14 protein-coding genes are annotated in these 13,185 nt (G+C 59.7%); 8 read left to right on the plus strand and 6 right to left on the minus strand.

Annotated features, from left to right (window positions below):
* Positions 1-8 precede the first annotated feature (8 nt).
* Entirely contained in the window at positions 9-1,187 is a 1,179-nt protein-coding gene (locus tag AB6803_RS06470; RefSeq protein ID WP_371108106.1) for an AI-2E family transporter, read from the minus strand.
* 140 nt (positions 1,188-1,327) lie between these two features.
* Complete coding sequence (locus tag AB6803_RS06475; protein ID WP_371108107.1) at positions 1,328-2,461, minus strand: esterase-like activity of phytase family protein; 1,134 nt, start codon at positions 2,459-2,461, stop codon at positions 1,328-1,330.
* Here AB6803_RS06475 and AB6803_RS06480 point away from each other — a divergent pair.
* Positions 2,460-2,852 (plus strand): hypothetical protein, encoded by a 393-nt coding sequence (locus AB6803_RS06480; RefSeq protein ID WP_371108108.1) that lies wholly within the window; start codon positions 2,460-2,462, stop codon positions 2,850-2,852. The two genes, AB6803_RS06475 and AB6803_RS06480, sit on opposite strands and share 2 nt — an antisense overlap.
* Here AB6803_RS06480 and AB6803_RS06485 read toward each other — a convergent pair.
* From AB6803_RS06485 to parE, 3 genes are read right to left on the minus strand one after another with little or no spacing between them, the layout of a single operon-like run.
* On the minus strand, positions 2,837-2,974 hold the full coding sequence (locus tag AB6803_RS06485) for a HEPN domain-containing protein (RefSeq protein ID WP_371108345.1): 138 nt from the start codon (positions 2,972-2,974) through the stop codon (positions 2,837-2,839). The genes AB6803_RS06480 and AB6803_RS06485 overlap by 16 nt on opposite strands.
* A gap of 26 nt (positions 2,975-3,000) precedes the next feature.
* Positions 3,001-3,408 (minus strand): nucleotidyltransferase domain-containing protein, encoded by a 408-nt coding sequence (locus AB6803_RS06490; protein ID WP_371108109.1) that lies wholly within the window; start codon positions 3,406-3,408, stop codon positions 3,001-3,003.
* 18 nt (positions 3,409-3,426) lie between these two features.
* The gene (parE, locus tag AB6803_RS06495; protein WP_371108110.1) at positions 3,427-5,496 is read right to left on the minus strand and encodes a DNA topoisomerase IV subunit B; all 2,070 of its coding nucleotides are present in this window, start codon (positions 5,494-5,496) and stop codon (positions 3,427-3,429) included.
* A 199-nt stretch (positions 5,497-5,695) separates the two neighbouring features.
* Here parE and AB6803_RS06500 point away from each other — a divergent pair, with 199 nt between their 5' ends.
* The 4 genes from AB6803_RS06500 to AB6803_RS06515 all read left to right on the plus strand — a co-directional run bounded on the left by AB6803_RS06500 (position 5,696) and on the right by AB6803_RS06515 (position 9,899).
* A complete protein-coding gene (locus AB6803_RS06500; protein WP_371108111.1) occupies positions 5,696-6,592 on the plus strand; it encodes an alpha/beta hydrolase in 897 nt (298 codons plus the stop codon).
* A gap of 140 nt (positions 6,593-6,732) precedes the next feature.
* Positions 6,733-7,503, plus strand: coding sequence for a triose-phosphate isomerase (gene tpiA, locus AB6803_RS06505; RefSeq protein ID WP_371108112.1), 771 nt, complete (start codon positions 6,733-6,735; stop codon positions 7,501-7,503).
* Positions 7,504-7,622: 119 nt separating this feature from the next.
* Complete coding sequence (gene secG, locus AB6803_RS06510) at positions 7,623-8,129, plus strand: preprotein translocase subunit SecG (RefSeq protein WP_371108113.1); 507 nt, start codon at positions 7,623-7,625, stop codon at positions 8,127-8,129.
* 141 nt (positions 8,130-8,270) lie between these two features.
* Positions 8,271-9,899: a CTP synthase gene (locus AB6803_RS06515; RefSeq protein WP_371108114.1), complete on the plus strand. Its 1,629-nt coding sequence runs from the start codon at positions 8,271-8,273 to the stop codon at positions 9,897-9,899.
* Here AB6803_RS06515 and ftrA read toward each other — a convergent pair.
* Complete coding sequence (gene ftrA / locus AB6803_RS06520; protein WP_371108115.1) at positions 9,862-10,878, minus strand: transcriptional regulator FtrA; 1,017 nt, start codon at positions 10,876-10,878, stop codon at positions 9,862-9,864. The genes AB6803_RS06515 and ftrA overlap by 38 nt on opposite strands.
* Positions 10,879-10,968: 90 nt before the next feature.
* Here ftrA and AB6803_RS06525 point away from each other — a divergent pair, with 90 nt between their 5' ends.
* From AB6803_RS06525 to AB6803_RS06535, 3 genes are all read left to right on the plus strand, one after another.
* Positions 10,969-11,364 (plus strand): rhodanese-like domain-containing protein, encoded by a 396-nt coding sequence (locus AB6803_RS06525; RefSeq protein ID WP_371108116.1) that lies wholly within the window; start codon positions 10,969-10,971, stop codon positions 11,362-11,364.
* A gap of 139 nt (positions 11,365-11,503) precedes the next feature.
* Positions 11,504-12,553 carry a HoxN/HupN/NixA family nickel/cobalt transporter gene (locus tag AB6803_RS06530; RefSeq protein ID WP_371108117.1) on the plus strand — a complete coding sequence of 350 codons (1,050 nt, stop codon included), beginning with the start codon at positions 11,504-11,506 and terminating at the stop codon, positions 12,551-12,553.
* Positions 12,554-12,639: 86 nt separating this feature from the next.
* Positions 12,640-13,173 (plus strand): FecR domain-containing protein, encoded by a 534-nt coding sequence (locus AB6803_RS06535; protein ID WP_371108118.1) that lies wholly within the window; start codon positions 12,640-12,642, stop codon positions 13,171-13,173.
* Positions 13,174-13,185 lie beyond the last annotated feature (12 nt).

Here is a 13,185-nt window from a genome sequence, read left to right on the forward strand (position 1 = left end):
AAATCTAATCAGCCGTCGGAGCCATCCCGGATGCGCAGCTGCAGTTCCGGCTCCTGGGCATGCTGTTCCTCGGTCAATTCGGCTTCGCGAATCCATTCGCGCCAGATGGCGACGATGATGGCCATCAGCACCGGGCCGATGAAGAGGCCAAGGAACCCCATCGTCTTGACGCCACCGACAAGGCCGAAAAAGGTCGGCAGGAAGGGCAGCTTGATCGGCCCGCCAACGAGCTTCGGCCGTAACGTCTTGTCGACGATGAAGAGTTCAACCGTCCCCCAGACGAACAGGGCCACACCGGCCCATAACGAACCGCTGGCGATCAGATAGATCGAGACGAGCGACATGGAGAGCGGCGCGCCGCCCGGCACCAACGCCATGACGCCGGTGAGAACACCGAGCGTAATCGCCGATGGCGCTCCCGCGATCCAATAGGCAACGCCAAGCACGATGCCTTCGCCGATCGCGATCAGCGTCATTCCCATGACCGTGGAGCTGATCGTCGCCGGCACGACGCGGGAGATCCGCTCCCAGCGGTTCGGCAGGATGCGTTCGCCCAAAAGATCAACCTGACGCACGAACATCGAGCCGTCGCGGTAGATGAAGAACAGGGCGATCAGCATGAAAAGCAAGGTCAGGATGACATGAAAGGCGCCGCCGCCGGCGGCAAGCACCGCGCGGTAGATATTGCCGATATGCGCACCGCTGATGAGCTGCGCCAATTCGCCTATGGAACCGGGGCTGCCGATATACTGCGTCCACTGATCGCCAAGCCAAGCCCCGACCATCGGCAGCGCCAGAATCCACTGCGGCGGCGGAGCGCCGTCGCGGTTGACGTGCACAGCCCAGCCGAACCATTCGCGCACCTCGCCAGCCATATAGATGGCTGACAGCACGATCGGCAGCACAAGGAAGGTGACGATAAAGGCGATGGCGATGGCGGCGGCGAGCGTCGTGTTGCCGCCGGTGCGGCGTAAGAGATCGCTATAGAGCGGCCAGGTGGCAAACCCGATCACAGCAGCAGCCAGTACCGGGATCAGAAAACCGTAGAAGAAATAGATGCCGGCCGCGGCAATCAGGATTAACAGCCACCGCGCCGCCGAAATCGACGGAATAAGGGCCATGCGTGAAGGTGCGGTAGGCCCCAGCCACCGTGGTTCCCTCGGCTTTTGACGTTCGAATACACCCACCGGACTTGCTTTACCTTTTTTATTCGATCAACCGGTTATGGGCCATGATCTAGGCCGATTCAAGGGCCGCAGCCCCAAAGCCTATATAATCCGTTGTCATGACGGCAAGACGACTACCAATGCGGGCAAGAAGCTACCGCTCAGGATGGCCGGCGGACGACCTTGAAGGCGAAGAACTGGGTCTTCTGCGTCGGATTGAAATTGTTGTCGGCAACGAAGATCAGCACATCCGTGCCATCCTTCGCCTTACCGAAGGTGACGCCCTCGATATTGTCGGGTGCAAGGCCAAGCGCGCGCAAATCCATCACCTGGGTCTTGCGTACGGGCACGATGCGCTGATCGGTCTTTGCGAGCGACGGGATGGCGGAAACATCGGTTGCGCCGTCGAGATCGAACATGTTGATGACCACCGAATTGCCGATATCCTGCGCATAACCACGCTCGATCGACAGCCCATGCCGGTCATCCAGCGCCAGGATTTCCGACATGCCGAAATCGTTCCAGCCGCCGGGCTTGGTCGGCGCCTGCGGGATCGGTGAGATCGGATAGACATATTGCGCTTTCTGTTCGCCCGTGGCCGCATCGTAGCGGATGAGGCGAGCGAGCGCGCCGTTGGTCAGCGTCGTAATCGGCCCGTCCTGATAGAGCGCGGATTCCATGCCAACGAGGAGGTCGCCTCCCGCGAGGAACGTCAGGCCCTCGAAGGCGAGGTTGTCGCGGATGCCATTGCTTTTGTCGGCGGTGGGGGCAAAGCCTTCCGGCAAGGGCAATTCACGCACGAAGCTGCCATCGCGATTGGCGACGCGCACGAATGGCGGTAACAGCGCCTTGCCGTCGCCTTCGCTGCTCCAGTAGATGCCGTCCTTGCCGATGCGGATCGACTCGGAATCAACCGTGCGGAATGCAAAGGGCTGGCCGTTCTTGTCCTTCAGCGTAACATGATCGAGCACCATCACGCCCTTGAGGCCATCAGCGCCGACAGCGATGTCGAGATCGTAGAAGCGAGCCGGCGCCCTTTCGGAACGGTCGTCGCTGATCGAGATATAGTGACCGGTCGAGGGATCGAAATCGATACCGGAGAGACCACCGACCTCGACACCGTTTTCCATGAAACCTGTCGGAATATCGTATTCGCCGAGATAGGAAAGGCTGATGCCGGCTTTACAGTCGCCGAAGGGGCAGGGCACGTCGACAACCGCACCGATATCGGCGGCGCGGGCAGTGGCGCAGAGAAGAAGAGCAACAGCGGCGGTCGTCAGGAAGGGCTTCATCATGGCGATATCGTTACATCCGGATCATGAGCTGGCGGGTTCGTGCCGCATCTATGCATCCGCCCATGACGCTTTCGTTACGGATCGCGCTCCATCGCCTAAAAATATCGGGAAATCGATATTTGCCTTGATGACTGGGACTTCAGCCGCCGTCTGGCATGAAGGCGTTGCGCATAGCCGATACGAAGATTTCCGCCTGAGCGACTATTTCATGCGCGTCGCCCAACTCAATGAGTTCGCCCGTATAATCGGCAACCAAACGGATTTCCTCGGCCCGTTTCAACAGTCGACCCATTTCCTTGGATATCCGACCATTCTTGATCAGATGTTCACTAAATGCATTGATAAGACCTCGGTGAGTTTTACCGACGTCCTGCTTTACAAGATTGCCTGAGCAAGAAGCGCGGCGCGTGCGGCGTCAAAGATGGCATAATAGGCGCGATTACAAGCGCCATCCGCGTCACCCAATTCAAGCAGGGCGCGCGCCGACTTGCACGCTTGGTCTGCCTTAGCCATCAGAGCTTTGGGCGTCAATTTATCACTCACACCCGAACACCTTCCCGAGCGATATTATGAAGCAAACTCGGATTTGAGTAGCGCTCCGGATGCTCCCACTCATCAAGCCAGATTGGTAATGGCGAGATGTTAATTCCCGTCTCCAGCAATACGTCGAAGGCAACATCAGCCATCGCCAGTTTGGTGGATAAAAAGCGTTCATGCTTTCCACTCAAGAGGACGGCGACATCAGCATCGCTATCGGAACGATGCGTTCCACGGGCACGGCTGCCATAAACAATAGCGCCAGCCGTGTCATAACGGTCCGCTATCAATCCTAGAAAACGCTTAACTGCCTGTCTGGTATTAAGATCAATCTCGTGAATGGGCCTCAGTGCTCCGACAAGCCTCCAACACATGCACCAAAATCGCGGACCGGAGACGGCACCAAGCAATGATGCCGTCTCATCCTGTCAGATATCCAGATTCTCCGCAAATGCCGCGCGTTCCTGAATGAAGCGGAAGCGAGCCTCGGGTTTGGTGCCCATGAGGTTGTCGACGGCGTCACGCGTGCCTTCGAAATCCACCTCGTCGATCACGACGCGCAGCAGCGTGCGTTTCGACGGGTCCATCGTCGTTTCCTTGAGTTGGGCGGGAAGCATTTCGCCCAAGCCTTTGAATCGGCTGATTTCGATCTTGCCCTTGCCCTTGAATTCACTCTCCATCAGCTCCAGCCGATGGGCGTCGTCACGGGCATAGATGGATTTCGAGCCCTGCGTGATCTTGTAAAGCGGCGGCACGGCCAGGAACAGGTGGCCGCCACGAACCAGCTCGGGCATCTCCTGATAGAAGAAGGTGATCAGCAGCGAGGCGATGTGGGCACCGTCGACGTCGGCATCGGTCATGACGACGATGCGCTGATAACGAAGATCTTCCTCACGATATTTCGAGCGAGTTCCGCAGCCGAGCGCCTGGACCAGATCGGCGATCTGCTGGTTGGCGGAGAGCTTTTCGCGGCCGGCGCTGGCGACGTTGAGGATCTTGCCGCGCAGCGGCAGGATCGCCTGGTTCATGCGGTTGCGAGCCTGCTTGGCGGAGCCACCAGCCGAATCACCTTCGACGAGGAAGAGTTCGGCGCCTTCGGCGGTGTTCTGCGAACAATCGGCAAGCTTGCCCGGCAGGCGCAGCTTGCGCACTGCCGTCTTGCGGTTGACTTCCTTTTCCTTGCGGCGGCGCAGGCGCTCCTCAGAGCGCTCGATCACCCATTCCAGCAGCTTTTCGGCCTCGGTCGGGTTGTCGGTGAGATAGTGGTCGAAAGGATCGCGCAACGCGTTTTCGACGATGCGTTGCGCCTCGACAGTCGCAAGCCTGTCCTTGGTCTGGCCGACGAATTCCGGTTCGCGAATGAAGATGGAGAGCATGCCGACACCGGAGATCATTACGTCGTCGGTGGTGATGCCGGCGGCGCGCTTGTTCTGCGTCAGCTCGGCGTAGTTCTTCAGCCCCTTGGTCAGCGCGATGCGCAGGCCGGCTTCGTGGGTGCCGCCTTCGGGCGTGGGAATGGTGTTGCAATAGGAGTGGACCTGCGGGTCACCGCCATACCAGGTGATCGCCCATTCGAGCGAGCCATGGCCGGTTCCCTTCTCCGACTTTCCGGCGAATATTTCGCGGGTGACGGTGAACTCATTGCCCATCGTCGCCTTGAGATAGTCCTTCAGGCCACCGGGGAAATGGAAGACGGCTTTTTCCGGAACGTCCGAGCCTGCCGGCGCCAATTCGGGATCGCAGCTCCAGCGGATCTCGACGCCACCGAAGAGATAGGCCTTTGAGCGAGCCATGCGGAAGACGCGGGCCGGATCGAACTTGGCGTGGTCGCCGAAAATCTGCGGATCGGGATGGAAGCGGACGCGGGTGCCACGGCGGTTATGGACATCGCCGAGCTCTTCAAGGCCGCCCTGCGGCACACCGCGCGAAAAGCGCTGGCGATAGAGCTTGCGGTTGCGCGCCACCTCGACTTCGAGATCGTCGGAGAGCGCATTGACGACGGAGACGCCCACGCCGTGCAGACCACCCGAGGTCTCGTAGGCCTTGCCGTCGAACTTACCGCCGGCATGCAGCTTGGTCATGATGACCTCGAGCGTCGACTTGCCCGGCACCTGCGGATGGTTTTCGACCGGAATACCGCGGCCGTTATCGGTGACGGTCAGGTAGCCGCGCTGGTCGAGATGCACTTCGATGAAATCGGCATGGCCGGCGACGGCCTCGTCCATGGAGTTGTCGATGACTTCGGCGAAGAGATGATGCAGCGCCTTCTCGTCGGTGCCGCCGATATACATGCCGGGGCGCATACGCACCGGTTCGAGCCCTTCGAGGACGCGGATCGAATTCGCACCGTATTCCTCGGCGGAGGAGGTTGTCGGAGCTGCGCGCGGGGCAGGGGCGGGAGCGGCCACAGGGCTTTCAGCCTTTGGGGCCGGCTTTTCCGCCGTTTCGGGCTTCGGCGAAACCGGCAGTCCGGAGAAGAGATCGTTGCTGTTATCCATGGAGCTGTTCAGATTTATCCTTGAAGGGGTCACACCCCAGAATCATCACATTTGCCGTCGATGCCGCGAATCACCTTGATTCTGCCAGAAATGACGTTCTAACGCGATGGCGCCCCGGTGACGGGACAAATTCGAAAAAAGATTTGCGTTGCCGGGCGACGAATGGCAAGCCCGTGAGCCTATCGAGGAAAGTGTCCGCATGCGAATGTCCACAGCTCATTTGTCGATACTAGCCGCAATTGCGGCCTTTTTGCCGCTAGCCAACGCTTCGGGTGCCGCCGCCGAAGCGCTGAAGCCCTTCAAGGACGAGCTGTTTTCCAATCAGACGGTCATCGAAAGTCATGACAATGGCGCCTTCCAGACGATCGACTATCAGGAGATGCGCGACATCAACGGCCGCGACCAGATTCCGGAAAAGCGGGTCAAGCCGGCCTATGTCGAAACCGGCGTACGCTGGAAAGCACAGGAAGACGAGACCTTGCCGCTTGGCGATCGCAAGCTCGACGTCACCCGCATCGGCCCGGCATCCGGACAGGCTTTCACGGTGATCTTCATCCATGGCCGCGGCGGCGACCGTCGGCTGGGGTCGAACGACTACACCTTCGGCGGCAACTTCAACCGGCTGAAGAATCTCGCCTACAATAATGGCGGCACCTATTATGCCCCGAGCGTCAAAAGCTTCGACAGCAACGGCGTCGCCGACATCGCGGCCCTGATCCGCTATTCCTACGAGAAGTCGGGTGGCAAGCCGGTGATCCTAACCTGTGCCTCTATGGGTAGCTTCGTCTGCTGGGGCATCACCCGCGATGCCGAGAGCGTCAAGCGCCTGAAGGGCATGGCGATCTTAAGCGGCGTCACCGATCCCGATTTCGTCAAGAGCGCTTTCTACAAGGCGAAGCTGCCGGTCTGGTTCACCCATGGCAGCAAGGATCCGGTCTATGCCGCCGCCGACCAGGAGGCGCTGTTCGAAAAGCTCTACAAGGCGCATTACCCGACGCGGTTCACGCTGTTTGCGACCGGCAATCACGGCACGCCGGTTCGCATGACCAACTGGCGGAAAGTGCTGAACTGGATCCTTGATCCACAGCCTTCATAGGTCTTTTCGAAAAATTTTCGGTTTATTTTCGCAAAAGCGATTTTTAAACGATTTTAAGCCGATCCGAGGACCACCGTTAACTTTTCTTTCCCTCTCACTTTTGTTAGTGCGGCAGCACATGAATGAAGGGGAGATGAGGAATGACGAAGCAAATACGGCCGCTTTTGGCGGGAAACTGGAAGATGAACGGCACGCGTGCCAGCCTCGACCAGATCAAGGCCATCGCGGAAGGGGTGAAGGCGCCGCTGTCGGAAAAGATCGACACACTGCTCTGCCCGCCTGCGACGCTCCTCTATGTCGCAACGGCGCTTTGCGATGACAGCCCGCTGGCGATCGGCGCGCAGGACTGCCATCAGCTGGTCAGCGGCGCGCATACGGGCGATATTTCCGCCGAAATGATTGCCGATTGCTTCGGTACCCACGTTATCGTCGGCCATTCCGAGCGCCGCAGGAACCATGCGGAAACCGACGCATTGGTGCGCGCCAAGGCGGAAGCGGCGCTCAATGCCGATCTGATCGCGATCGTCTGCATCGGCGAGACGGCGGAAGAGCGCGACAATGCTCAGACACTTGACGTGCTCAAGCGCCAACTCGCCGGTTCGGTTCCGGACGGTTCCGTGTCGGAAACGACGGTCATCGCCTATGAGCCCGTTTGGGCAATCGGCACGGGTAAGGTTCCAACGCGCGCCGATGTCGAGGAGGCCCACGCCTTCATCCGCGGCGAACTTGGAGAACGCTTCGGCGAGGACGGCAAAAAGTTCCGTCTTCTCTACGGTGGCTCGGTCAGCGGCGCGAATGCGGCGGACCTGCTTTCGGTCGCAAATGTCAACGGTTTGCTCGTCGGCGGCCAAAGCTTGAAAGCCACAGACTTCCTCGCCATCTATGGCGCATTCGAACGGCAGTTCGCCTGAAGGCCTCACTTGCCTGAATTCCAATCTTAAAAGGGCTTGGAATAGGCGATAGCCTCATGTAAAGAGCCGCGAGCTTTTCTTTTTGATTGATGCCCGCGCCCGTGGGCAGGACTGGACCTATGCAAACCGTATTGCTTGTCATCTATCTCATGATTGTTGTCGCCCTTATCGGCGTGGTGCTGATTCAGCGCTCGGAGGGCGGTGGCCTGGGCATTGGCGGTGGATCGGGCTTCATGTCGGCGCGCGGCACGGCCAATGCGCTGACGCGCACCACGGCAATCCTGGCGGCTCTGTTCTTCGCACTGGCGCTCGGCATGAACGTGCTGTCGCGCTTCGAGGGACGTCCGACGGATATTCTGAACCGTATTCCGAGCACGTCGGGCCAGGGTAACGGCATTCTTGATTCGCTGGGCGGCCAGAAGGGCACAGCCCCGGCAGGCAGCCAGACGCAGCCGGCCAACAACAGCGGCGTTCCGAACAGCGGCGCGGTTGCTCCGCAGTCTCAGACGACGCAGCCTGCTCCGGCAACGACCACCCAGCAGGCTCCGGCCGCTACCGGTCAGCAGACGGCGCCAGCTACGACGACGCCTGCCCAGAGCGGCAACGGCGTTCCGACCGGCAACTAAGCCCGGTCGCATATCATCCTCCGGCAGGTCTTCGGATCTGCCGGTTTTGTTTTGTCGAAATTCCGTGTTCTGTGTCCAAAATTCCGGAAACGAATTTTAGGGCTGGCAGAATCGTTTGTTAGAAGGTATCCGGTGACTCCCATGGCGCGATATGTATTCATCACTGGCGGCGTGGTTTCTTCCCTCGGAAAAGGAATTGCGGCTGCGGCTCTCGGAGCGTTGTTGCAGGCCCGTGGTTATCGGGTCCGCCTGCGCAAACTCGACCCCTATCTGAACGTGGATCCGGGCACGATGAGCCCGACCCAGCACGGCGAGGTCTTCGTGACCGACGACGGCGCGGAAACCGACCTCGATCTCGGCCACTACGAGCGCTTTACCGGCCGCTCTGCCACCAAGACCGACAACATCACCACCGGTCGTATCTACAAGAACATCATCGACAAGGAACGCCGCGGCGACTATCTCGGCGCCACCGTTCAGGTCATTCCGCATGTGACCAACGAGATCAAGGACTTCGTGATCGAAGGCAATGACGAGTATGATTTCGTCATCTGCGAGATCGGCGGCACGGTCGGCGACATCGAGGCGATGCCGTTCATGGAAGCGATCCGCCAGCTCGGCAACGATCTGCCGCGCGGCACCGCGATCTACGTTCACCTGACGCTGATGCCTTATATCCCGGCGGCCGGTGAGCTGAAGACCAAGCCGACGCAGCATTCCGTCAAGGAGTTGCAGGCACTCGGCATTCATCCCGACATCCTGCTGGTGCGCGCCGATCGGGAAATCCCCGAGGCAGAGCGTCGCAAGCTTTCGCTGTTCTGCAATGTCCGTCAGTCCGCCGTTATCCAGGCGCTCGATGTCGCCAACATCTACGACGTGCCGATGGCCTACCACAAGGAAGGCCTCGACAACGAAGTGTTGGCTGCGTTCGGCATTGAGCCGGCACCGAAGCCGCGCCTCGACCAGTGGGAAGAAGTCTGCAACCGTATCCGCACGCCGGAAGGCGAGGTGACCATCGCCATCGTCGGTAAATATACCGGCCTGAAGGATGCCTATAAGTCGCTGATCGAAGCGCTGCATCACGGCGGGATCGCCAACCGTGTCAAGGTCAACCTCGAATGGATTGAGTCCGAGGTCTTCGAAAAGGAAGATCCGGCGCCGTATCTTGAAAAGGTCCACGGCATTCTCGTGCCCGGTGGCTTTGGCGAACGCGGCTCCGAGGGCAAGATCCTCGCGGCGCGCTTTGCCCGCGAGCGCAAGGTGCCGTATTTCGGTATCTGCTTCGGCATGCAGATGGCCGTCATCGAAGCGGCTCGCAACCTTGCCGGCGTCGAACATGCATCATCCACCGAATTCGGCCCGACCGATGAGCCGGTTGTCGGTTTGATGACGGAATGGCTGAAGGGCAACGAGCTGCAGAAGCGCACGAAATCCGGCGATCTCGGCGGTACGATGCGCCTCGGCGCCTATAAGGCGGCCCTGAAGAAGGGCACGAAGATTTCCGAAATCTACGGCTCGACCGATATTTCCGAGCGCCATCGCCACCGCTACGAAGTCAACATCGACTACAAGGATCGGCTGGAAGATTGCGGTATTGTGTTCTCCGGCATGTCGCCGGACGGCGTCCTGCCGGAAACGGTCGAATATCCCGACCATCCTTGGTTCATCGGCGTTCAGTACCATCCGGAACTGAAGTCCCGCCCGCTCGAACCGCATCCGCTGTTCTCGAGCTTCATCGAAGCGGCGACGGAACAGAGCCGGCTGGTTTGATGGCTGAAAATCGCTTGCGGTAGTCACTGGGACTAACCGCAAGCTTCTCCCTGAAATGATGGCGCATCGTGGCGAGCGATCCAAAGCCGCTCGCGACGGCAACATCGTCCAGCGATCTCGCCGTCTCTTTTTCAAGAAGATCGCGCGCATGTCTCAATCTCTCAGCCAGAAGCCATTCACCCGGTGCCATGCCGGTCGTCGCTTCGAATCGGCGCTGAAAGGTCCGCACGCTCATTCCGGCCCGTTCTGCCAACGCGACGATCGGCTGCTCTTCATGCAGCCTCTGGCGCATCCAGTCGAGCAGCGGACCTAGTCTGGCCCCTTCGCGCTGACGCAACACCGGCGTTTCGATATATTGCGCCTGACCGCCCTCGCGATGAGGAGGCACCACGAGCCGGCGCGCTACGCTGTTTGCTGCTTCTGGCCCAAAGTCCCTACGGATAACGTGGAGACAAAGATCGATCGCCGCAGCACTACCGGCTGCGGTCAGAACGGCACCTTCATCGACATACAGCACGTCTGCATCGATGGTGACGTCGGGATAGCGGGCGGCAATAGCATCGACATAGCGCCAATGTGTTGTCGCCTTCCGCCCCGCCAGCAATCCAGCGGCGGCAAGAACGGCAACGCCCGAGCACAGCGACATGACGCGAGCGCCGCGATTGCTCGCAGCCTGGAGCGCGGTGATCAATGGTGCGGGGACGGGAGAGGCTATTCCGCGCCAACCGGGAGCGATGATCAGATCGGCCTCCTGCAAGATATCGAGGCCCCGATCGACCTGGACCCGCAGGCCACCGGCGGCACGCAAAGGACCATCCTCTATGCCGCAAACGGAGAAGCGATACCAATCCTCTCCCATCTCAGGTCGCGGCAGACCGAATATCTCGCAAGCGACGCCGAATTCGAAAGTGCAGAGCCCGTCATAGACAAGAGCGACGACATGCGGACCGTGAAGAACGGGAGTGGAGGTGTTTGGCATGATTTTGACGATATATGGCGTTTCAGCCAATTTCAACAGGGAGATGCTCGCGGCATAAATGCTCCAGCAACACCAATGCAGGAGCCTCTCATGCCCAGCCGCGTCAGTGAAATACCAACCGCTTCTCCCAGTGCGATCGCAGAATACTATGGTCAAAAGCTTGCGTTCGAAACGGATTGTTCGGATGTCCAGCTATCCATGACCTCAGGAAATGCCGATTTCGTACTGCTCGACGTTCGTGGGCCATCGCTGTTCGAACAGCAACACATACCCGGAGCAGTCAACCTGCCTCATGGCAAGATGACGGCGAGAAGAATGGCGGAATGGCCGGATGATACGCTCTTTGTCGTCTACTGCGCCGGCCCGCATTGCAACGGAACCGACAAGGCGGCCTGGCGTCTCGGCACGCTTGGCAAGCGCGTCAAGGTCATGATTGGCGGCGTGACAGGCTGGGCAGACGAGGGATTTGTTTTCGAGAGAGGTTAGAGCGTCAGCGAAAAGGAGCCCGGCTCTCACCGGGCTTCTGTTTTTGCACCGCAAAAAATCTGCTCCCTACGTCATTTGACTGTCGCGCTGTTCCCGTTTCCATGGCAATTTTGCCGGTAAGCACATTGGGAACAAAAGTATGATACTCAATCCATTTGATGACCGGATCGAGCGGTCGAAGACCAAGATTGCCGTCACCTATATTTTGCTGATCGCATTCAACATAGCTGCCTGGGTTTGGGCATGGGTCGCTTTTTCCGACAGGCCATCGCTGCTGGGCACCGCGTTTCTCGCCTATATGTTCGGCCTGCGGCATGCGTTCGATGCCGATCACATCGCCGCGATCGACAATGTGGTGCGCAAGCTGATGCAGGAGAAGAAGCAGCCCTATGCCGTCGGCTTCTTCTTTTCGCTCGGCCATTCCAGCATCGTCGTGCTCGCCTCGATCTTCATTGCCGCGACGGCGGCTGCGATGCAGGGACAGTTCGAATCCTTTCACGATGTCGGCGGCGTCATCGGGACGAGCGTCTCGGCCGTCTTCCTGCTTCTCATCGGTGTCGCCAACCTGTTCGTGCTTAAGGGCGTCTGGTCGGCTTTCAGCCGGGCAAGGCGGGGCGAGAAGATCGCCGACGAGGATCTGGACGCGCTACTGGCCGGCGGCGGCTTTCTTGCGCGCATCTTCCGGCCGATGTTCAAGGTGGTGACGCGCTCCTGGCATATGTATCCGATTGGCTTCCTCTTCGGTCTCGGCTTTGATACGGCGACGGAGATCGGCCTGCTCGGCATTTCGGCGGCGCAGGCAGCACAAGGCATGTCCTTCTGGACGATTCTCATCTTCCCGGCGCTCTTTACCGCCGGCATGTCGCTGATGGATACCATCGACAGCACACTGATGACCGGCGCCTATGGCTGGGCCTTCGTCAAGCCGGTGCGCAAGCTCTGGTACAATCTGACGATCACCGCCGCGTCGGTCGTCGTCGCCATATTCATCGGCGGCATCGAGGCGATAGGGCTGATCTCCGACAAGCTCGGTCTTGAAGGCGGCGTCTGGAGCTTCATCGGCGATCTCAACGACAATCTTGCCAATTTCGGCTTCGCGATCGTCGGTATCTTCCTGTTGAGCTGGCTGGTTTCGACGGTCCTCTATAAGGCTGGGGGCTACGATCGCTTGCAGATCAACCGCTCCTGACGCATCATCGGTTTCAGGAATCGAGAACGCCGTGACTGGAGATCGTCGTCCTCGGCCCCGGTTACATGCGATGAGGGGGCACAATCATGATCCAGACAAGCGATATTCTCGGCGTTGCGCTCGCAGCGGGCGTTCTCTGCGCCATCAGCGCCGGGTCGGCCTCTGCGCAAGCCGTCGCGAACTGCTCGCTGCGGCCGGCGGTCAGTACCGAGCGCCAGACCCTGAATTGCGAACCGGGGCTTAGCATCACCGTCGAACGCGGGGCGCGCTACCGGCTTGCGGACCGGAATCGCGACGGTCAGGTGGATGCTATCGTGCTCAACAGCAAGGCTGCATTGGTCGATGTCGATAGCAGCCGCATTCAAGGCGGGTTCGAAGTGGTGACGCCGCAGGCGATCGCCGCCGTTCGTGGCACGCGATGGGCGGTCGATGCGCAGCGTGGCAAGACATCCGTGCTGGTGCTGCGCGGCCGCGTCGCCGTCAACAAGGTTTCGACAGGGCAAGGCGTTACGCTCGGGCAATGGCAGGGCGTTGATGCCGACCACGGTCGCTCACCACTGCATGTCAAAGCATGGGCACAACCACGCATAAATGCATTGATGGGCCGCCTCGGCCAGTGAGATCCTGACGCC

The sequence above is a fragment of the Rhizobium sp. RCC_161_2 genome (assembly GCF_041355235.1).
In the GTDB taxonomy this organism is placed as follows: Bacteria; Pseudomonadota; Alphaproteobacteria; order Rhizobiales; family Rhizobiaceae; genus Rhizobium.